Raw genomic sequence first — 19,983 nt, forward strand, 5'->3', positions numbered from 1 at the left:
CGTCTTGTCGGCCGCGTCAAACTCGGGATATCGTCCTGACGCCAATCAAGGTGAACCCCGGTGCTTGCCCCACGTGCGCAGCACCGGGGTTTTGCGTTGCCGAGCAGCCTAGCCCTAATCCCCGACAGCCATCAGTCATGGTGCACGGCGGTAATCCGGGTGACCTTGGCAGCCGCTTCCAACTCCTCGCGCAGCTGCGCATTCTCCAAAGTGAGGCGCATGATCGTCGCGACCGCCAGGTTCAGGTGCTCGTGGAGTGTCTGGTTGTCGCGCCGCAGCTTCGCGTTGTGTTCCTGCACGGTCTGCTGCCGGGCGTCAGCCGCTGCCGAGTTGCCAATCAATGAGGGCGGCGTGCGGCGCTGGTCGCCGAGTTCTCGGGCAAGGCCGGGGAAGTTGCGTCGGAACGTCGTGTTGGACAGCCCGAGTCGGCGAGCGACGGCGAGGACGCTGGGGTGTCATCGGCCTGCCCAGGCCGCGCGTCAGGTTGCCGCGCTGGAGGTGTCTGCGGGGCTGGGCCGGCTGGTCAGCGACCAGACCGTGTCGTTGTGCCCACTCGGAGCAGTAAAGGTTCAAGCTGAGCTTGCGAACGAAGGCACCGGTGTGTTCCTGCGGCCCTGACGCGCCAGCGTGGTGGCCATCACGCCAAATCGACCACAACGACGGCGTGCCGCTGAACGCGCGGCTGCGAGCGGTCAGTTCATGGATCAGCAGATACAGTCCGCCCGGCGTGTGCAGCTCACGGCCGGGCCTGCCAATCCCCCACGTCACCGTCTCGTACCAGTGCCGGGGACCGCGGCGGCGCTTGATCACGCGGGCTTCGACCGCACGGTCTTCCAGGACGCGTTGGGAGACCGGCAACTCCTTGTTAACCGGCGTGGGTCTGTTCCGAAGGTCCGAGCGAAGCGGCACCTTCGCCCAGTGTGCAGATGTTGCTGACGGCCGCCCTTGCCAGGTCGAGCGGGATGCGTTCCTGCTCGATGCGCCGGTGATGGCGCCAGCTTGGAGAGCAGAGGTCTTCGTAGAGGGTGCGTTCGGCTGAGGTCAGGTACGGAGCCGGACGCGGAGCCCGTGGCTGCAGCGGTTTGCCGTGGCGGTCGACGTCGGTGCCGTACGGCTCCCACCTGTCGTATGCGGCGTGGTCCATGAAGAGGGATCGGGCCGGTACGCCAACGGCGCGGAACTCGTCGAGGATTTCGAACCCGTCGGCGTCCATGTCTCCCCAATAGATGACCGCGTCGGCACCGGTGATCCACTCGAACGTCGCCGCGGTGCTGCCGCCGCGGCCGCTGCCTTCTACGGCTACGCCGTAGGAAAGAGGAGGGAAGTGGATCGCGGTGTCCTTGTTTTCGCTGATGACAACGAGGCGGGGTGCGTAGGGCAGCTGGATGCGGTCACCGACCGTGGCGCAGTCGTGCCTGCGACCTCCCGCGGCGAGGTGCGCCGGATCGAGGTAGGTGAAGTGGAGCCGGGGTGGATGGGGTGGCAGCAGCCCGAGGTCGTCGACCCCGGAGAGGCTCCGCACCAGGGCGTGGCGGGTGTTCAGCCACTTCGCGTGCAGGCCCTCGATCGGAACTTGTCGTGGGGTGAGTACTCCAACGGTGCCCGCAGCGGCGCGGTCGGCGAACCAGCGGGCTGCGCGGAGGAGAAGGTCGAAGTCCGTCGCGTCGTAGTCGATGACTTTGCGCAGCACTGTGGGCGCAGCGCGGAGGTCCGGGTGCTGTTCAAGGAGGACGCGAGCGCGAGTCCTCGCGGTTTCGAGGCCTTCCCGCCAGCTGGTGATGCGGGCAGCGGTGTCGATGTCGGGCACGACGAGGTGTGTCGGCAGCTGCTGGTCGGTGCTGTGGACACGGCGGCCCCGCCAGCTCAGCGTCAGGTCGTCCTGGTCTGCCTGCTTGCGCCAGGCGGCGACGAGGTCGGCCACGTCTCCGAAGGACGACGCGAGTTTCGCGGCGCCGGGCTGCCCCAACGGAAACGGGTGTGGCCACGACGGGGGATCGCCGTGAGTTCCAATCGTTTCGGAGACATCACCGTCCCCGCGGTCCTGTCGCCAGCCTTGTTCCCTGAGCACGGTTTCGGGCCAGGTGCGCATGAGCCGCGTCCGAACATCTGCGAGGGCGGTTCGAGGTGTTTTGATGCCGGCGACGGCCCGGTCCACGGAGATCTCCGATCAGTTCCCGGCGACGGGGTCGACGCCGTTGCCTTGTGTGTCGGGATCCGGGTGAGCTGGCGCCAGGGCGGCCAGGCTTTCGCGGAACGCTTGGCGGTCCTTGATCGGATACAGAAATGAGTAGTGCGTGCGCGTGTTCTTGGTGATGGCGAGCAGCTCGTTCATGTGCGGCTCGAGGCCGGTGACCTTGTCCAGAGGTGCGCCGATGACAAGCTGGAAACCCAATCCTCGCCAGGCTCGGACCGCGCGCCCGGCGAACTCGGCATCGGATTTGATGAAACCCTCATCGAGGAACACCGGCGCGAATCGCGGCCGCTCCCGAAGCTCGTCGCCGAGCCGGAACCGCAGTGCGGCGCCGACGATGAAGGCGATGAGCTCTTGCGACTCGCCGCCGGACTTCCCGCCCAGCGACGAGTGCGTTGAAATCAGCGCGTCGGTGGCCACGTCGTAGCACTCGGCGGTGATCGTTACGTGCTTCCGCACGTCGAGCAGCCGGTCACGATCACGTTCGACCGCCCCGGGAGGGGTGGCACCGCCGCGACCGCGTGCGACGGGAAGCCCGCGTTCGTCGTCCTTCGTGCGGATCTGGTTCATGAAGTACTGGAGATCCTTGAAGCGGGTTTCAAGCTCGTCGTTGCTTAGCTCTTTCGTTGCGAGAGCTGACAATCTGGACAGTTCGCGGCGAAACGTCGTGACGTGGTCGAACACCTGCTTCTTCATCTTGATGCGCAACCGGTTGGCGTTGGCGCCGAACGGCAGGTTGCCGAGGATGCTGTTGATCGGGTCGAGCCGCTTCTCGATCTCGTCGATCGCGTCTCCCATCGAGTGTGCAAGCGGCACGAGGTCCTGGCCTGACCACTTGGCGAGCTTGCTGCGCCACTCGTCCCGGCGCTTGTGCAGGCCGGTGGCCTCGATGTCGTCGTAAATGCGCTGGTAGTCGGGGTAGGAGGACAGCTTCGTCCCCAGGTTGGGGTCCTCCCACAGCCGCTGGAACTGGGCGAACCTGTCCTCGATGTGCGCGGTCAGCTCCGCGACCTTGCGCCTGGCCTGTTCCAGACCGTTCTTCAGCCGTTGATTCAGAGCGGCGCAGTTCTTCGGAAAAGCGGCCAGAACCTCGGCGTCGTCACCCGCGATCGCGGCGAACTCTGCATCGAGGCGGAGCGTCTGGTCTTCCGTAAGCATCACGCGCTGCCCACGATCGATCCGCTGAAGCTCGCCGCTGACGTTGTCTTGCTCGTCGGCCAGCGCGCCGTGCTCCTTGGCTAGCTGCTCCGCCCGTTGTTCATGGCCGAAGACGGCACGCTGCGCATGGCCTAGCGCTCCGTCGAGGAACGAGATGTGCACTTCCATCGCCCGGAGCCGGTCGTCGCTGGTGAGGATCTTGTCTCGCTGCGCCTCCAGCTCGGCGATCCGGCGGTCGGATCCAGGCACGTTGATAGCGTCCCAGCGGACGCGCCCCACGGCTTGACACGCGCTGATCCGCGCCCGCAGGGTGGACTGCTCTGCTTCGACCGGGTCGATCTGGCCGGCCAAGGCGTCCAGATCGGTGGCGATCTCGGCGAGTTCCGCGTCGATCGCCTCGAGCACTTCGACGTTTGAGAAGCCGATGATGTCGCGCCGGTCGGCACGACCGTGGGTGCCGCGTTGCCCCTGCCGGGTCTGACCAACCGCGGTGACTCGGTACCCGTGCCCAGCGAGGTCGGCGGGAGACTGGACGCATAGGGCGTTGCGCGAGTCGTGACTGACGTGCTCGTACACCCACGAGGTGAACAAGGAGTCCTTGAATTGCAGCTTTCCCGCCACGCGAGCCGGATCTGCCCTCGACGGTGACGAGGGCTCCCACTCGCGCAGCGGCACCCCGACAAAAGTGATCCGGCCTTTGAGCGGAATGGGATCGATGAGGCGGGAGAATTCCTGAAGCTGTCCGGCAGGCACCAGGAGTTGCCGCGCGCTGGCTCCAAGGACGGTCTCGATCGCGGTGCGCCACTGCCGGTGCTCATCCGCGACGTCGATCAACTCGGCCAGGAAGGGGAGCTCGTTGCGAGTGAACCCGGCCGCTTCGGCAACTTGCTCACGCAGCTGGTCCAGGTTCGAGGGAATACGCCCATCTCTGCCTTCGTGAGAAGCGCGTTCGTCGCGGAGACCGCGTCGCCGGTCGAGCAGCCGGACCTCATCCCGCATGAGGGCGTCACGCCGATCTCGCAGTTCGGCGGTAGCGCTCTCGGCGCTTTCCAGGAACTCGGAAGCGGCGCTGCGAAGCTGTTCGTACTCGTCCTTCGTACCCAGGCCGCCGGGCAGCGTGCCGAAAAGCGCGACGGCCGTGTTGGCGAGATCGGCCCGTTCCTCATCGCGCTCGCGACGGCGATCGGACTCGGTCTCCAAGTCGAGGGCGAGCTTCCGGAGCGTTCCGCCACCAGCCGCGTCGTGTTCTGCTCGCGCTTCTCTCAGCGCCTCGTCGGCTTCCCGCATAGCCCGATTCGCCAACGTGAGCTCGTCCTTGTTGCGCCTGCGCTGTTCCCGGTTGAGATCGGAGGCCGCAGTGAGCAGGCGGTCCTCCGTGCGCAGAGACCACAACCCGATAGGCGAATCCCCACTGCGCGTGAGACCGAAGGTGTCGATCGTCTCGATCTCCGCCTCCGCGGCACGCAGCTCGCGGTGCCATTCCACGACGGGTGTGAGCAGCTCCGCCTTCTCCTGCTCGGTACGCATCTTCAGGTAGGAATCTTCCAGGGCGTTGAAGTGACCGATAGCGCGATCCGCGTCGTCGTAGGTGGTGGGGCGTTCGAGCACCATCTCCTTGTAGAGCTCGTCAACCGTTCGGATCTGATGGCCCGCTTGGACTCGCGCGAGGAGCCGGAGAGCTTTCAGACCGTCGCCGTTGGCGCCGATTCCCAGGCGGGTGAAGAGGTTTTGCGAGAAGGACTGGTAGGTCTCGTGGTGCCGGACGCCGGGGATCGCCGCCTTGACTTGCGCCGGAGCGAACGGCGCCGGCCGGGTGCCGGTGAGACTGGCGAACTCTGTCAGGTCGAGCGCGCCGTCGAAGGTGAACATGCGGCTGATCACGTCGGCGGACCGAACGATTCTGGCGCCCGCGTAATAGAGGCGGAATGCCGTTACGCGCCGTCCATGGTCGCCGATGAACGTGGCACCGACCGCTCCCCAGGTGTCAGTGGCGTCGCCCCGCAGGACCTTCGCCTTGTGCTGGCCGTCTTCGCCCTCCGTGGTGTCGGTCTGGCCACGCAGGTAGGACAGCAGGTTGCGCTGCTCGGCGGAGCGGGCACGGCCGCCCACCGCGTCGTTCGAGGCGCCGTTGAAGGGGGTGTCAGACGGCTGCAAGAGCGCGAGCCAGGCGTCCTGGACGGTCGACTTCCCGCTGCCCGAAGCGCCTGACATCAACGTCGAGTCGTGATCGATGTCGATGACCGTATGGCCTTCGAACCCGCCCCAGTTGACGAGCTGGATCTTCTCCAAGCGGTGTTGCACGGTCGCCGGCGCAGGCCGGTCTCCGGGTTCCAGCGCTACGAGGTCCCGGACCTGCTCTTGGGTCATCGGATGTCTCTCACTCGTCGCTCTCGGCGGGCATGGTGTCGAGTACACCGCTGGTCGGCGGGTCGAGGGCGTTTTCAGAAGAAGTAGCCCGATCGTTCCCGTTCTCCTGCCGCAGCCACACGAGGAGTTCGGTCAGCTTCGTCATCGGCATCACCACTTCGATCGCTCGGGCGATTTCGAAGCGGGTGGCGGTCTTGCGCCCGATGAGCAAGCCCGTCTTGTATACCTTCTCGATTGCGCGCTCAACCCGCGCGCGGTCGGCGGCCTTGTCGGTGGCCGACGCGGGACGGAAGTGACCGAGGTACTCGTGGATGTCATCGCGATCGGCGAACGCGCGACCGTTTCCGGCCGCCTGCTCGGTGTGGAACCGGGTGCGCAGGAACAGCAGGACGATGGTCTCCTCCCGCGGCCAGGCGTGATCATAGAAGAGCGTGGGGAACCGGCGGCCGCCTCCCTCGGGGGTCGCCTGCCTCTTGAAGGCGACTTCCCGCTGGAGGTCCAACTCGAGGATCATGAACATGTCGTTGAGACGGGAGCTGATGGGGCGGGGGTTGGCGACGAGTGCCCGCCACTCGCGTTCGTGCGTCTGGGCGCTGATGAACGGCTCCCTGACCAGCTGGACCAGAGCCCTCCGCTGCGCGAACATCAGCCCGCCGTCGTCGCCCTCGAACAGCGCCAGCGTCGAGGTGCTTTCCGAGTCCTCGTCGGTGTTGTTGAGGTCGGGGAACTCCTCGCCGATTGTGTGGCGCCCGTTGGAACTCGTGGCTGGGTCGTCAAGCACGCTGCCGTCCCCCCGTCTGGTCGCCTTCTGTGGTGTCCACCCCCGCAGAGTCGTCGCCAACCGTCGTACCTGTTACAGCGAGAAGCTCGTCCTCGTCACCTGTGTGGGTTCCATCGGGATTATCGGCCGAGCCAACCACTTGCGGTGCGAACAGCGTCCGCCGCGAGCCGTCGGGCCGGACCGTCTGGTAGGCCTCGACGGTGGAGGTGATGGCGAGGTGCTCCGTGTTGGCCGCGAGGTGCAACACTCCGAAAATCTCCACCGGGCGACGCAGCGGATCGGGGAGCCCGCCGAACAGAGCACCGCCCGAAGCCGGCCCGCTCGGCATCTCCAGCTGTTCCAACCATGATTTCAACGCCCCGAGGGAAGGACCTCCTTGTGTCATCAAATCCCGCATCGACAACTCGTCGGGCTGGTGATCCGAGACGTCGGCCAGTGGAGGCGGCGGCACGCTGACCCCGGCGTCGTGGAACCGCTCGCGGAGCACCGCGGCATCGATTTCCGAGGGCAACAAGTCCACCGGCACTTTCGCCTGCGGTCCGGCTGACCTCATCCAGGCCGTCGTTTCGGTCTCGAGCGCCCTCAGCACCGCGTCCAGTTCGCGATCACGGGTCAAGTCGTGCGTGATGATGAACTCCCTAAGAGCGGACGTCGCCCGCGCCCGCTCGGCGATCACCCTGCTCATGCCCTGCCGGATGAGGGAAACCGTCCCCCGCAGTTCGCTGCGGTCGGACACGGTCAGGATCCGCTCGGCCAGTGGATGATCGAGCAACGCGGTGATGTCTTCACGCAGCTGGTCAACCAGGGCTTGATCACGAAGCAGGTCGAACGCGCCCATGAACGCGCGTCCCTCCTGCGTCGCCTCCTCAAGGGTGTCCGCCCGCTGCAGGTACTCGTCGATGACCTCGCCGGCCGGACGGTCTTCCTCGCGTAGCGAGGCGAAGATTTGGTCGCGTAGAGCGGTGAACGATTCGGACACGCGGGCGAAATCGGAGGGTAGGCCGGCGACCAGTTCGGTCAGCTCGGCGAATCCCTGCAGCATGTAGTCACTGCCTACGGAGGGCATGTCGCCGCCCGACAGCAGCCGATCGCGCTCACCGGTCAGCCGGGCGATCTCGGTGTCCAGGATGCCGACGCGAGCGGCACGATCAGGGTTGGCGATCCGGTTGAACCGCCGGACCTGGTCGAGGATCGTGGCGATGCGGTGCTCGGACAACGTCGCACGTTCTCGCGTCAATTGCTCCACCAGCCGCAACGCGTCCTGGGCGTGCGAGGTGAGTGAATACTGCTCTGCGCCGTTCTCCGCGAGAGAGCGGATGAGCCATTGCCCGGACACCCACTTGCGGCAGAGGTCCCGGCCACCACCAGACGGGACCTCCCGGTCCGTGGCGCCGGCTAGGCGCAGCTCGTCCATGAACGTTTCGACCATGCTGTGCAGGCGCGCGGCGGGAACCAGAGGCGCGTCCCGGGTGAACGCCGACCGGAAGACTGCGATCACGACGGCCGCGTGCATTTGGTGCAAGAGCGACAGGGTGGGTTGTTCGAACGCGGCCATCACCCGCGCTCGATCGGCGACGATGCTCGACAACGGACCTCCCGTCCAGCGCACCCAGCTTTGGTGACACCAAGGCTAACGACGAGCACCGACAATCGGTGGGAGTTGCGTCATTAGCATGATCTTTCGCGATGCCCGTTGCATCGATGCTCCACGGTGTGGGAGCCCATTGGCCGGCGAGCGGGGGGCGGCAGCCCGCCACGGGTGGCTCTGGAGTCCGTTTGCGTGGGTGTTGCTCGGAAGCGGGGCGGCGGCCCAGGCCCTGTGATTCGCATGCTTCGACGGTCATCGTCGACGAAGTCGTGGCGGTCGTTGTCGAACTAGGGGCGATTTAAGGGCGATTTTTGACGTCGAACGAGGTCGAATCACGTCGACTGAGGACGTGAACGTTTGCAAATGTCCCAGCTAGTGCCGTATCAAGCAACGTTGGGTAGGTAATCGGGGCGGCGGATTTTGGAGTTGATGGCGAAGTGGCGTTTGGGGTGGCTGTGGCGGTTGCGCCAGCGGAGGTAGCCGGTGATGGCGGCTTCCTGGGCGGCGTGGCTGGGGTAGTCGCTGCCGTCGAGGGTGAAGTAGCGGACCGCGGTGAACTCGCACTCGATCCAGTTCAGCCAGGACGCGTTGGTGGGTGTGTAGATCAGTTCGATGTCGTTGGCCGCGCACCAGTCCCGGACCTCGGCCTTGCCGTGTGGTCCGTAGTTGTCGCTGACCAGGTAGAGCTTCCCGGTCGGGAAGCGGCGGCGCAGTTGCTTGCAGAAGTCGAGGAACTGCGGCCAGCGTTTGCGGTCGCGGAACCGGTAGAACATCTGCCCGGAGGCCAGATCGAGCGCAGCGAACATCTGCCGGACACCCTTGGTGCGGGTGTAGGTCGCGCGCTGCCGGGCCGGGCGGCTGCGGGGAAACCAGCCGCGGCCGGGGCGGGGTTGCAGGTTCAGCGGCCCGAACTCATCGACACAGATCACTCGCCCGTCGGCGGGTGGGTGATCGTAGAGGTCGAGGATGCGGTTCTTCTTGGCCACGAAATCGGGATCCTTGCTGGCTTTCCACGTCTTCGTCGCCTGCCATGACACGCCTGCCTTGCGCAGGATCTGCCGGACGGTCTCGGTGCTCGCCCTGATCCATGCGTGTTCGGCGAGGTAGGCGACCAGCTTGGTCAGGCTCCAGGTCGTGAACGGCAATCCCAGCTCGGCGGGCTTGCAGGCGGCGATGCGGCTGATTTGATCACGGGCGGCCGGACCGAACTTACGAGGTCGACCGCCCCTCCATTTTGGGGACAACGCCGCGAACCCGGACTCGTTGAACGCGTGGATCACCTCCCGCACATAGCCTTCGGTCGCGGCGAACATCGCCGCGATCTCCTTCGCGGACCGGCCTTGCGACGAGGCCAGCACAATCCCGGATCGTCGCAGCCGCACCCGATCCCGGGCCGACCTCGTGATCTTGACCAGCCGCTGGGCCTCCTCCGGCTCCAGCGACCGCGCGAACACCTCCGGCTGACGCGCCACCAGCCTCACCTCCACAGCCAGCCTCGCGATCACCGGCCCGGATGTCCACACGACACGATGACAACGTCAACGTTTCTTGATGAGGCACTAGATCGACTGAGATCGACCAAAAGCCGCAGGTTCCAGCTATCCGGAGGGTTCTTGGTTCGAGTCCAAGCGGGGGAGCATCCAAGCCCAGGTCACTGACCTGGGCTTTTTTGTCGTCTGGGCACAGGGGTGAAGAAAAGTTCGTGTGGCGGGGCGTCGGTGCGACCCGGCGCTGCGGACGGCGGGGTCAGGCGTCAAGAAGTTGGCCGGGTTCGATCTTGATTTGGCTGGGGGTCAGTACATGTACGTTTAGGCACCGGCTGGTGAGATTTCATCGTGCGGGTATCTGCAACACCGCTGGTCAAGGTGATGGCGGTCCGGGCGCCCCGGCGTCGGGTGTGCGTGGGGGTCCCTTCCATGCGCAGCATCGGCTCGGCGTGGTGGTCAACCGGCCCTCGGTGTGGCCTGACCGATGATTTTTCCGCGCCGTGCTGGTCTGTACGCCGAATACCGACTCACGGGAGGCTGACGCCATGCGGAAACTGACCTTTGGCATGAACCTGACCCTGGACGGCTACATCGCCGCGCCCGGCGACGACCTCGGCTGGAGCGCGCCGAGCGACGAGCTGTTCCAGTGGTGGTCCGACCGGGTGGGGGCGACCGGCCTGGCGCTGTATGGGCGCAAACTGTGGGAGACGATGAGTTCCTACTGGCCGACCGCCGACCAGCAGCCTGGCGCCACACCGGCGGAGATCGAGTTCGCCCGCCGTTGGCAGGCCATGCCGAAGGTGGTGTTCTCCTCCACGATCAGCACGGTCGACTGGAACACCCGCCTGGTCACCGGCGACGCGGTCACCGAGATCACCCGGCTCAAGGCCGAGGATGGCGGCCCCATTGACATCGGCGGCGCCACGCTCGCCGCAGCGGCGATGCGGGCCGGGCTGATCGACGAGTACGTGCTGGCCACCGCGCCGGTCTTGGTGGGCAGCGGCACGCCGTTCTTTACGGCCCTGGACAACTGGGTGAACCTGACCCTGGTGGAGACCCGGACGTTTCCCGACGGCGTGGTCCTGACCAGGTACGAGACCAGGCACTGAGTGCCCGACATCGGATCGGCGCGGGCTTCGGGCCGCCCAAGGATCTCGTGGCGCTGTGTTCCGAGGCGGTTGTGACACCCCCGCCGGATCTCAGGCTGTGTAGGTAAGGGATCCCCCAACGGGACGGTCGATTACCGGGTCCCCGTGCCGGTGACACACACTTGCCGCGGCGTCCTGTCGTCGAGGGTCTGGTGGGGCCGCGGGGTGTTGTAGGTGCGGCGGAACAGGCCGAGTTCGACAGCGAGGGCGTTGCCATCGCCGATGATCGCGCGGTAGAGGTGCTCGTATTTCAGGGTGCCGAAGAACCGTTCGACCACGCCGTTGGTCTGCGGGCTCCGGATTCTGGTGCGGACGTGACGAAGCTGCGGATGGTGGTTGGCCGCCCCATCGCCGAGCCGGGTACGGGGAAAACGTCGAAATCGGACCGACGTGCGGCAGAACGCCGACGTTGCCAGCGGCGGTGCCGTCGAGCGGCAACGTACCGCCGCGCCAGATTTGCTCCAGCGTTCTGGCTCGCTCGATGGGGGCCTTGCTCACCGATGTCGGACAGGCGGGCAGGGACCGACCGTTGACGTATCTGCACCCGCCAAATATTTGAGATCTCCGGCAGATCAGCCCATTTGCCGAGCACGACGTCGCCGGAGCGGGGATGGTCTCGGCGCTCATCAGCGTCGAGACCACCCCCGTGGTTGTGGTGATCAGCGCGGGAGGAAGATCACTGCCCGGCTTGGTTGGAATGACCCGGGCGTTCGACTACCGCGACGGTGAAGGTCTCGAGTGAGACGTTGCCTTGCAGGCCGTACGATGCGACTGCACCGGCGACGGTGTTGGCGGCGGGCAGGTTGGGGTAGCCCAGGGCCCTCATCTGGTTGCGCAGTGAACTCGATACCTCGATCTTGATCGTGTTGGTGCCGGCTTTCAGGGCGGAGCTCACGTCGATGCGTCCGGCGATGAAGTCGTAGCCGGGGATCTTCTTTCCGTTGATCCAGATTTGGGCCAGGGCGCCATCGGTGGAGCCGATGTTCAGGTAGGCACCGTTTGCGGGATTCCACGAACCGGGCAGGCGGAATGTGGTGCTGTAGGTGCCGACACCCGATACCGACGCCGGTTCCTGGGCTGTGAACGTCATGTCCTTCCAGGGGATGAGCCCGGTCGTGCCCACGTTGATCTCGGTCTTCTTTGTGGTGTAGTAGACCTCTTTGGTGGTGTAGCCCTTACGTGCCTCGGTCAGGGTCTTCTTGTCTCCGGGTGTCCAGCTGGTGAGGACCAGGTTCCATGGCGCGTTGGTCAGGTCGACGTGGCCGGTACGGAGATTTTCTTGGTCACAGTGGTGCCGTCGGCCAGTTTTGCGGTGTATTGGCCGGAATTGGTGGCGAGAATGGCCACGCCGTCGGCGGTCACGACGCCCTGTGGTGCGTTGGTGCTTCGCAGGGGCGCCGGGGTCTTGGTTTTCAGGTCGATGGCGATCACCGTGGTCTGTCCGGGTACGAGAGTCACGTCGAACGAGGTGCGTCCACCGGAGGTCATGTACAGGGCAAGTGCCTCGATGTCGCTTGACCAGGTGTCGATGCGGTATGGCTTGCCGACCGCGTCGACGCTGATGGTCGTCGTCACGGTCTCGGCGTCGATGGGATTGTTGAAGTAGTCGCCGCGCTTTTCCATGAAGTTGTAGGCCCACACGTACACGGTGTCCTTGGTCCTGCGCATGGCCATGAGGACGGTTCGGTTCGGTGTGGCGAATTCGGCGCGCGGTCGCACTCCTAGCCGCTTCAGGGCGTCGTAGACCCCGGTCTTGCCGTAGTAGTACTTTTCTTCGTAGTCCTCGGCGCTCGGGTCGGGGTTGGTCGCGCTCTGGGGAACGTTCGCGCTGACTTCTTTGACGTTCGGGAGCTTCTTCAGCCGTGCCATCACCTTCGCCAGTTCGGCGTCGGTACCGTCGTTGCCGAGGGTGTGGACTGCCGCCCTGGGGTTCAGGTAGTTCCTGGTCGCGCTCAGCGTCTCGACCAGACCGTTGACGATGACAACCGGAAGACCCTGTCGAGCGAGCTGGTAGATCGCTTCAGCGCTCTTCAACCGGATGGAATCCTGGTAGATGACGACCGCCTGGTACCCCACGTTTTCGGGAATCAGGCCATCGGTCTTGCTGTATTTGACGCTCTTGTTCTCCAGGATCTCGGGTGCGAAGTATTCGTAGGTGTACCCGTTGTCCTGGAGTTCGAGGTCCTTGAAGTAGTTGGCCCTCCGGTGTCGCATGAAGTCGGGGTGGGGGTGGTCGCTGTTGAAGGCGTAGTCGGTGCGCAACATCGCCAGGTCCATTTGTGGCTTGCCCTGCTGCAGCACGGCTTGGGTGCGTGCGATCATCGGCATGTAGTCGGTGTACTGCGTGGACTCCGGCTGACGTGGGCCCCACCGTTCCGAGTACCGGGCGTACATGCCTTCGTGGCCTGGCCAGTACGTACCGTCCCATGGGTTTGACGGGTCGCTGGAGTCGGCACCGGAAATACTCGCGTAGCCATGGAAAACCGTGTGGCTGACGCCGGAAGCGAACTGGGTGTTGATGATCTGCATGAACCGATCCTGCGGCCAGGTGTAATTTTCGCCGCTGATCGCCCCGGTTTCACTGGAGTAACGCAACCCATGAGCGTGGGCCGCGCCCGCCAACGTCCGCTGCGAATCCAGTTGGTTCCCGAAATCGAGTGACTCGGTTTCCACGTAGTCCACGCTCTGGGCCGGCGTAGTGATCTCATAGCCCACGTTGTAAGAAATCTCAGCCCGCAGCTTCATGTTCATGTCGTCGTTCAGGTAGGCCCGAAGCGGCTTGAGAACATTGTCGGTGTACATGTCGGTGATCGTCTCGAAGAAATCGTTGCGAATCTTGTTCACTGTCACCTGGTCGGCCCCAGTGACCAGGAACGACGTCAAGCCCGCCCTGCCGTCCTTCCTGATGACGTAGGGTAGGTATGGTTCGAGGCTGTAGCCGCGGCGTTTCTGGAATTCGCTCATGAGCGTGGAGCCCCAGAATTCGCCGCCGTTGGAGTTGCTGGTCGAGATCTCCAAGGAGTCCATGTACATTTCGCCGCGGCCGTTGTCGATGATGGCTTTTTTCAGCTCGTGGTCATTGAAGATGTGGTTCTTGTAGTAGGTGATGAAGTCCTGCATGCCGGCTGGGTCGATGTAGTTGATGGTCACGTTCTGCGTGGCCGAGGGTGTCGGCGCTTGGCCGGTTGCCTGCATCCAGAACGCGTAGATGTCCCACGTCCCGGTGCCTGCCGGCGGCGTCCAGGTCAGGGCATACGGTGCTGTGCCGGTGGGGTCTTTCATGGTGCTCGGGGCGACCGGGGTGCCGTTGAGGGTGACTTTGTCGGTCAGCACGACCGACTTGTCGGTGTAGCTCATGGTGCCGGAGATGCTGCCGTCGGCGGTGACCGAGCCGGTGTCGTCTGCTGCTCGTTGTATTGCGACTACGGAGATCAAATCCTGCCGCACGGTTCCGGCCACTGTCATCAGTGAGCGCTTCAGGGTGCCGCTGAATGCGGTGCCGCCGGTCGTGGTCTGGATGGCGTAGCCCAGCGCTTTGCCGGCGCCGTCGTCATCGAACTTCAGGTTTTCGATGGGCAGGTTCGCGTTCGCCCAGTGCGTACCGCTGGTCATGGAAAAGCCCATGCCGTATTTGTTGGCCTCTTGGATGATGAGCTTCGTGTCGTTCTTCCACTCATCAGATCCCCAGCTGTAGATCTGCTGCGGGGTCTTGCCCGTGGTGTTGCTGACGAAGACCGTGCCGCTCAGGTCGCTGTCCACATTGGGCTCAGGCATGCAGACGATCTCCACCGAGCCGATGCCCATGTCGTGGAGGGTCTTCATGTCGGCCTTGATGGTCGCGTCGGTGTGCAGTCCTTCGGCCAGCCACCACCGCGTTCCCGGCCGGTACTTGCCTTCCGGGTTGTCGAGGAGCGCGTGCTGCGCCTTGATGAACCTGTCGGCGGCACTGGTCGACGAAGCCTGGGCAGAGCCGGCACCGGCCAGACCTGAGAGCGCCAGCGCCATGCCGACACCGCCGCTGATCTTGAGAAAATCTCTACGGTCGAAGCCGGGATTGCTGTCTTCCATCGGTCCTCCTGGGACAGGCGGGGAACGGTTTTTGCTTGGTGAGTGGATCTGGGAGCGTTGCGACGCCGTACGGCCGGACGAAATGGCAAGCGATCGCGGTGGGCCTGGCGGTGCTCGACCAGGGCATCGACACCTCCACCGCGGTCGGGCGGATGTTCTTCCACTTCCTCGGCGCGGTCAGGAAGTTCGAGGACGCCCTGATGCCCGAACGCCACCACCGACGGCCTGGTCGCCGCGCGCGCGTGGCAGCACCGGCGGGCAGAAAGTGAAGCTCGAGGCCCCGCCGGGTGCAGTTGGCCGAGTAGCTGTACGACGAGCGCGGCGACGGCGGAGAATGCCGCTACACCGTTGCCCGGACCTCGCTGATGTCGGTGTCACTCGACCCGCCACCTACCGCACCTGGGCAAGGTCCTCGAGGCCGCTCACGGGTCGCGGACATCAACTGTCCTTCGACGAGACGCGGGTGGGGGTGGAAGGTGTGGTGCAACGGTCTTGCTGCCGTCGCCGGGCGGCGCTCGCCACAAGGCGACCGCGGCAGCGGGCCCGCGCGCCTTTCGTCGGCGCGGCACACCCGCGATGGTGCCGTACGCAGTCACTGGCCTCTCCGTTGAGGGCTCGAAGAATTTAAACGTTTCAAGTTCGAGTCGCTCTAGTTTCCAACCTTCGCGCGACCGTTGTCAAGCACATGTCGCGTCACGGGTAACGGAATTACTGGTAGGGAGAACCTCTCCGCGGATTCGGAATTGGCCTACATTGACATTCCCAGGGAACCCTGGTTAGGTCCCGGGTTGAAAGGTTTCATGGAGAAATAGGACCTGTGCCGTCCAGAGGCTTCGCGGGTCGCCCGGCGGTGGGCTGGCACCTGCCGGCGCTACGCGGAGCCAAACTCCCGGCCGAAGACGATCTCGTGGCTGAGCTACCCGAGCAAGCGGGCGTAATCTTCGTAGCTGAAGGAAAAACGAACGATCCCGGACATGCTGAAAGTCGACAGGGCCGAACCCAGTGGGGACCCGGAGACGCCGTCCGCAGGCGTATCGGCAACGTGAACGAGAAGGACGGGAGGCGCGGATTTCCTCCGTGGGGCGGTGATCTGCCTACGTCCTGGCTGTGGCGGCCACCGGTCGCCATAGTGCCGAGTCGGCGTCCGCGGGCTGGTAGCTGTCCCTGAAACCGAAGGCACACGGCATGGGGCCCTGCTCGCGCAACAGTTCCAGGCGCTCGACGGCCTCCTCGACGGTGGGAATGTGCCCGGCGGGGATCCACCACATCACCTGGAACGGCGCCTTCGGAGGCTCGAACCATTCCGCCCGACGGCGCAGCATGTCCAGGTGGCCGCTGCGGTAGACGTAGTCCCACAGGGCGTCCCGGCTCTCCCAGACGGACAGGTTCACCAGAACGTCGTCGCCCAGCGACGTCCGGATCGCGGTGGCGTCGGTGCCGCCGTCCTCAACCAGTCGCCAGATGAAGCCGGGCGCGTTGTCGGCGACCTCGTTCAACGGGTCGAGCATGGACGTGAAGCCGTCCGCGCGGCTGTCGTCGAGGGGGAATTTCAACGTGCCCACGTTGAGCTGGGCGAGGTGGTGTCCCGTCATGCCCTCACCTCACCACCACGGCATTTCTATGTCAACTCACATTATTTTTAGAGAGCTCGACGACGACGCAGCACATCCCGGGTCGCGGGTCCATACGGACCTGCAGCCCTGCGGCGTCTTCCATCAGCCCTTCCAACAGCGCCAGGTTCATGCCGCACACCAGCACCGGATGCCGCTCGGAGAGGGCGTGGAAGGGGCAGTTGGCCAGGCGCAAGGCGTCCCGGTCGTCGTCCAGGCGAGGCTCGTAGCCGCGAGCGGAAAGCAGAACCTTCGCTGCGTCGAGACCGTCGACCGGCGCGGCGGCGCGAGCGGCTCGCCCCTCGCGCCGAGCGGCGGCCTGCAGTTCGGTGTCCAGGCGGGCGGCCTCGGCGACCTCGGCCAGCAGATCGGCGGGGGTGCGGTAATCGCGTGGGGGAACCGAGAACTGGCGCTCGGCGCCGGACCTGCGGTAGAGCTTGGCCGGCCGCCCGGCGCCGGGGCCCGTACGCCCGCTCAGCCGCCTGCTGTCGGTCTCCAGTAGCCCCGCGTCCACGAGCTTGTCCAGGTGAAACGCGGCAAGCGTGCGCTGGATCCCGGCGCTCTCCGCCGCCTCGTTCCGGCTCACCTCGTGGTCCTGGGCTGCCACGTAGTCATACAACCGCCGCCGGACGGGGTCCTGCAGCATGGCGATCGCTTCGATGTCCTCCACGCAGCCATTCTAAGAACAACAGAGATGTTTGTTAGAGAGTGCCCGGGGCAATCCTTGCCGAAGCCCTCGCCCCGCTGACCCCGGCGGTCCACTTACCTTGTCCAGCGCGATGCGGACGGTCGCGACGTCATGCACCGCACGGGCTCGACGGCATCGCGGTCGGCTTGGCTGTTTCTCGCCACCGTTCGTGACTCGCGGCTATCCTCCGGCAGATGCAGACCGAGGCGGGTGTTGTGCTTGCCGGTGGGCGATCGTCGCGGATGGGGCGGCCCAAGGCGGGCCTGGAGTGGCACGGCTCGACGTTGCTGTACCGCACGTGTGCCTTGCTGGGGCGGGTGATCGACGGCCCGGTGGTGGTCGTCGCGGCGGCCGGGCAGGTGTTGCCCGATCTGCCGGTGTCCGTCGAGGTTGTCGAGGATCCGGTCGAGGGCCTCGGGCCGATGCAGGGTGTGGCGGCGGGGTTGGCGGCCGTGGCGGAGCGGGCCGAGGTGGCGTTCGTGTGCTCGACCGATATGCCGTTGCTGCATCCCGCGTGGGTGCGGCGAGTGCTGCGCGGGCTGGCGGAGACGGGTGCGGACATGGTGATGCCGGTGGCCCGGGGGTTCCGGCAGCCGCTGGCGGCCGGATACCGGACGTCGCTGGCCGGGCTGATCACCGGGCTGATCGGCGAGGGCGACCTGCGGCCGGGGATGTTGTTCAAGCACTGCACCGTCGCCCAGCTCGAGGACACGGAGCTGCTCGCGGACCGGGCGCTGGCGGGGCTCGACCCGGAGCTGGAGTCGGTGCTCAACGTGAACACGCCGGAGGACTACGCCGAGGTGCGGCGCCGCCCGGCGCCGGAGGTGACGGTCGAGCGGTTCGGGGCGCTGGCGGGCAAGGACGGGCACCGGCCGCGCACCGGCAGGGCGGCCACGTTGGGTGCGGCAGCCGAGCTGGCCGGGCTGGCGCTGGACCGGCACGTGGTCGCCGCGGTGAACGGTGAGCAGGTGACGCGCGATCCGTTACTGCCGCTCGTGACGGGGGATTCGGTGGCGTTCCTGTCGGCGGACGCCGGCGGCTGACCGTGCCACGACCGCTCGAACGGGCCTACAGTCGAAGCATGACGCCGGGAGGCTTTTTCGGGCGGGCACTGATCGTCGATGTCGGTGACGACACGGCGACCAGTGAGACGTGCGAGCTGGATGAGCGCGTGCTGCGCGCGTACCTAGGCGGTGTCGGACTGGGTACGTGGCTGCTGCACCGCTTCGCGCCGCCGCGGGTGGATCCGCTGGCTCCGGAAGCGCCGTTGGCGTTCGTGTTCTCGTCGCTCGTGGGCACGCCGCTGACCACGAGCGCGAAGTTCGCCGTCGTCGCCAAATCGCCCCTGACCGGCTTGCTGACCGACGCGCTGGCGTCGAGCCAGTTCGCCATCGCCGGGAAGCTGACCGGGCACGACGCCCTCGTCATCCGCGGTCGCGCCGCGCGCTTGTCGGTGCTGCTGGTCGACGGCGACGGAGTGCGGCTCGAACCGGCGCCGGAGCTGGCCGGGTTGTCCGCGGCCGACGCCGAAACGCAGGCCCGGCAACGGTTCGGGCGCGGCTGGCGCACGGCGGCGATCGGGCCGGCCGGGGAGCGCCAGGTCCGCTACGCGACGATCAGCCACGACGGCCGCCACGCCGGGCGCGGCGGGCTCGGCGCGGTGCTGGGCGCGAAGAACCTCAAGGCGATTCTCGTGCGGTCGGCGACGAAGGTGGCGGTCGCGGACCAGGCCGGGGTGCTGGCCGCGGCGAAAGACCTGCGCCGACGCAGTTTCGGCCCGGCCACCGCCAAGTACCGGGAGCTGGGCACGCTGGCGAACCTGCTGGCGTTCAACGCCGTCAGCACCCTGCCGACCCGCAACTTCACCGCGGCCACCTTCGACGGTGCGCCGAGGCTGGCCGCCGAAGAGCTGCACGAGCTGCGCGGGGTGGCCCGCAACAGCTGCGCGTCCTGCTCGATCGGATGCGAGCACATCTACTCCCGCAAGGGCGGCGGCAGCCAGCGGATGGAGTACGAGAACGTGTTCGCCCTCGGCCCGCTGTGCGGCGTCTCCGATCCCGACGACGTGTTCGCCGCCAGCGCGAAGTGCGATGAACTGGGCCTGGACACGATTTCGGCCGGCGGCACGATCGCCTGGGCCATGGAATGCGTCGAGCGTGGCCTCATCGACGAGCCGTGGCTGAAATTCGGCGACGGCGCCGCCTTGCTGCGGGCCCTCGAGGCGATCGGCGCCCGCGAGGAAGGGCTGGGTGAGCTCCTGGCCCGGGGGTCCCGGCGCGCGGCCGGGATCGTCGGGCACGGCTCGATCGGCTTCGCCCCGCAGGTCAAGGGCCTGGAGCTGCCGGGTTACGAGCCGCGCAGCCTGCAGTCGATGGCGCTGGGACTGGCGGTGAACGCGCGCGGAGCCGACCACAACCGGTCCGGCGCCTACGAAGCCGACCTCTCGGGCGAGGTGAACCGGTTCCGCGGCGGCGCGGCCCACGTCGGCGCGGCGATCGGCACGGAAGACCGGGCCGCGGTGATGGATTCGATGATCCTGTGCAAGTTCCTGCGCGGGGTGTTCGAGGACCCGTTCGCCGAGTGGGCCACGTTGCTGTCCCTGGTCACCGGCTGGCCGGTGGACGCGGCCGAACTGCGTGCCACGGCGGCGCGGATCGTGCGCGCGAAGCGGGCGTTCAACCAGCGCGAAGGGGCCACCGCGAAAGACGACACCCTGCCGCCCCGCATGCTGGAAACGCCGCTGGAACTGGTGTCCGGTCGTGCCGCGACGTTGACCGCGCAGCAATTGCAGGCCATGGTCGACAGTTATTACGTTGCCCGTGGGCTCGATGAGGAAGGACGGGTGCGCGCGAGCGACTTGCCCGATCTTCTCCTCGACGCCTGACTATACGAGCGTA

The 19,983-nt window shown here is 66.1% G+C and carries 15 protein-coding genes; 4 read left to right on the forward strand and 11 right to left on the reverse strand.

The annotated features are described in order from the left end of the window. Window positions 1–131: 131 nt before the first annotated feature. The 6 genes from QRX50_RS23325 to QRX50_RS23350 all read right to left on the reverse strand — a co-directional run bounded on the left by QRX50_RS23325 (window position 132) and on the right by QRX50_RS23350 (window position 9,557). The gene (locus tag QRX50_RS23325) at window positions 132–299 is read right to left on the reverse strand and encodes a hypothetical protein (protein ID WP_285974028.1); all 168 of its coding nucleotides are present in this window, start codon (window positions 297–299) and stop codon (window positions 132–134) included. Between the two features lie 566 nt (window positions 300–865). Continuing rightward, window positions 866–1,966, reverse strand: coding sequence for a DUF3322 and DUF2220 domain-containing protein (locus QRX50_RS23330; RefSeq protein WP_285974029.1), 1,101 nt, complete (start codon window positions 1,964–1,966; stop codon window positions 866–868). 201 nt (window positions 1,967–2,167) lie between these two features. Beyond that, window positions 2,168–5,716, reverse strand: a complete 3,549-nt coding sequence (locus QRX50_RS23335) for an ATP-binding protein (protein WP_285974030.1) — start codon at window positions 5,714–5,716, stop codon at window positions 2,168–2,170. Between the two features lie 10 nt (window positions 5,717–5,726). Continuing rightward, window positions 5,727–6,497 (reverse strand): DUF4194 domain-containing protein, encoded by a 771-nt coding sequence (locus QRX50_RS23340; RefSeq protein ID WP_285974031.1) that lies wholly within the window; start codon window positions 6,495–6,497, stop codon window positions 5,727–5,729. Next, window positions 6,490–8,085, reverse strand: coding sequence for a DUF3375 domain-containing protein (locus QRX50_RS23345; protein WP_285974032.1), 1,596 nt, complete (start codon window positions 8,083–8,085; stop codon window positions 6,490–6,492). The genes QRX50_RS23340 and QRX50_RS23345 overlap by 8 nt, the downstream gene beginning before the upstream one ends. Window positions 8,086–8,468: 383 nt before the next feature. Continuing rightward, the gene (locus QRX50_RS23350; protein WP_285973446.1) at window positions 8,469–9,557 is read right to left on the reverse strand and encodes an IS630 family transposase; all 1,089 of its coding nucleotides are present in this window, start codon (window positions 9,555–9,557) and stop codon (window positions 8,469–8,471) included. Window positions 9,558–10,117: 560 nt separating this feature from the next. Between QRX50_RS23350 and QRX50_RS23355 the strand changes: the two genes are divergently transcribed. Next, window positions 10,118–10,681, forward strand: coding sequence for a dihydrofolate reductase family protein (locus QRX50_RS23355; protein ID WP_285974539.1), 564 nt, complete (start codon window positions 10,118–10,120; stop codon window positions 10,679–10,681). Window positions 10,682–10,812: 131 nt separating this feature from the next. Here the strand turns inward: QRX50_RS23355 and QRX50_RS23360 are convergent, their stop codons facing one another. The 3 genes from QRX50_RS23360 to QRX50_RS23370 all read right to left on the reverse strand — a co-directional run bounded on the left by QRX50_RS23360 (window position 10,813) and on the right by QRX50_RS23370 (window position 14,788). After that, window positions 10,813–10,998, reverse strand: coding sequence for an integrase core domain-containing protein (locus tag QRX50_RS23360; protein WP_285974033.1), 186 nt, complete (start codon window positions 10,996–10,998; stop codon window positions 10,813–10,815). A gap of 398 nt (window positions 10,999–11,396) precedes the next feature. After that, window positions 11,397–11,843, reverse strand: a complete 447-nt coding sequence (locus QRX50_RS23365; RefSeq protein WP_285974034.1) for a glycosyl hydrolase 2 galactose-binding domain-containing protein — start codon at window positions 11,841–11,843, stop codon at window positions 11,397–11,399. Between the two features lie 125 nt (window positions 11,844–11,968). After that, a complete protein-coding gene (locus QRX50_RS23370) occupies window positions 11,969–14,788 on the reverse strand; it encodes a glycosyl hydrolase (RefSeq protein WP_285974035.1) in 2,820 nt (939 codons plus the stop codon). 38 nt (window positions 14,789–14,826) lie between these two features. Between QRX50_RS23370 and QRX50_RS23375 the strand changes: the two genes are divergently transcribed. Continuing rightward, window positions 14,827–15,057, forward strand: a complete 231-nt coding sequence (locus tag QRX50_RS23375) for a recombinase family protein (RefSeq protein WP_285974036.1) — start codon at window positions 14,827–14,829, stop codon at window positions 15,055–15,057. 825 nt (window positions 15,058–15,882) lie between these two features. Here QRX50_RS23375 and QRX50_RS23380 read toward each other — a convergent pair. Both QRX50_RS23380 and QRX50_RS23385 read right to left on the reverse strand, forming a co-directional pair. Next, on the reverse strand, window positions 15,883–16,380 hold the full coding sequence (locus tag QRX50_RS23380) for a DUF3291 domain-containing protein (RefSeq protein ID WP_285974037.1): 498 nt from the start codon (window positions 16,378–16,380) through the stop codon (window positions 15,883–15,885). 31 nt (window positions 16,381–16,411) lie between these two features. Then, window positions 16,412–17,068 carry a helix-turn-helix transcriptional regulator gene (locus tag QRX50_RS23385; protein WP_285974038.1) on the reverse strand — a complete coding sequence of 219 codons (657 nt, stop codon included), beginning with the start codon at window positions 17,066–17,068 and terminating at the stop codon, window positions 16,412–16,414. A gap of 212 nt (window positions 17,069–17,280) precedes the next feature. On the opposite strand from QRX50_RS23385, the gene mobA reads away from it, so the two are divergent. Together mobA and QRX50_RS23395 are read left to right on the forward strand one after the other, a co-directional pair. Beyond that, window positions 17,281–18,129, forward strand: a complete 849-nt coding sequence (gene mobA / locus QRX50_RS23390; RefSeq protein WP_285974039.1) for a molybdenum cofactor guanylyltransferase — start codon at window positions 17,281–17,283, stop codon at window positions 18,127–18,129. 38 nt (window positions 18,130–18,167) lie between these two features. Continuing rightward, window positions 18,168–19,970 carry an aldehyde ferredoxin oxidoreductase family protein gene (locus QRX50_RS23395; RefSeq protein ID WP_285974040.1) on the forward strand — a complete coding sequence of 601 codons (1,803 nt, stop codon included), beginning with the start codon at window positions 18,168–18,170 and terminating at the stop codon, window positions 19,968–19,970. Window positions 19,971–19,983: the final 13 nt, after the last annotated feature.

This window comes from Amycolatopsis sp. 2-15, assembly GCF_030285625.1.
Taxonomy (GTDB): domain Bacteria; phylum Actinomycetota; class Actinomycetes; order Mycobacteriales; family Pseudonocardiaceae; genus Amycolatopsis; species Amycolatopsis carbonis.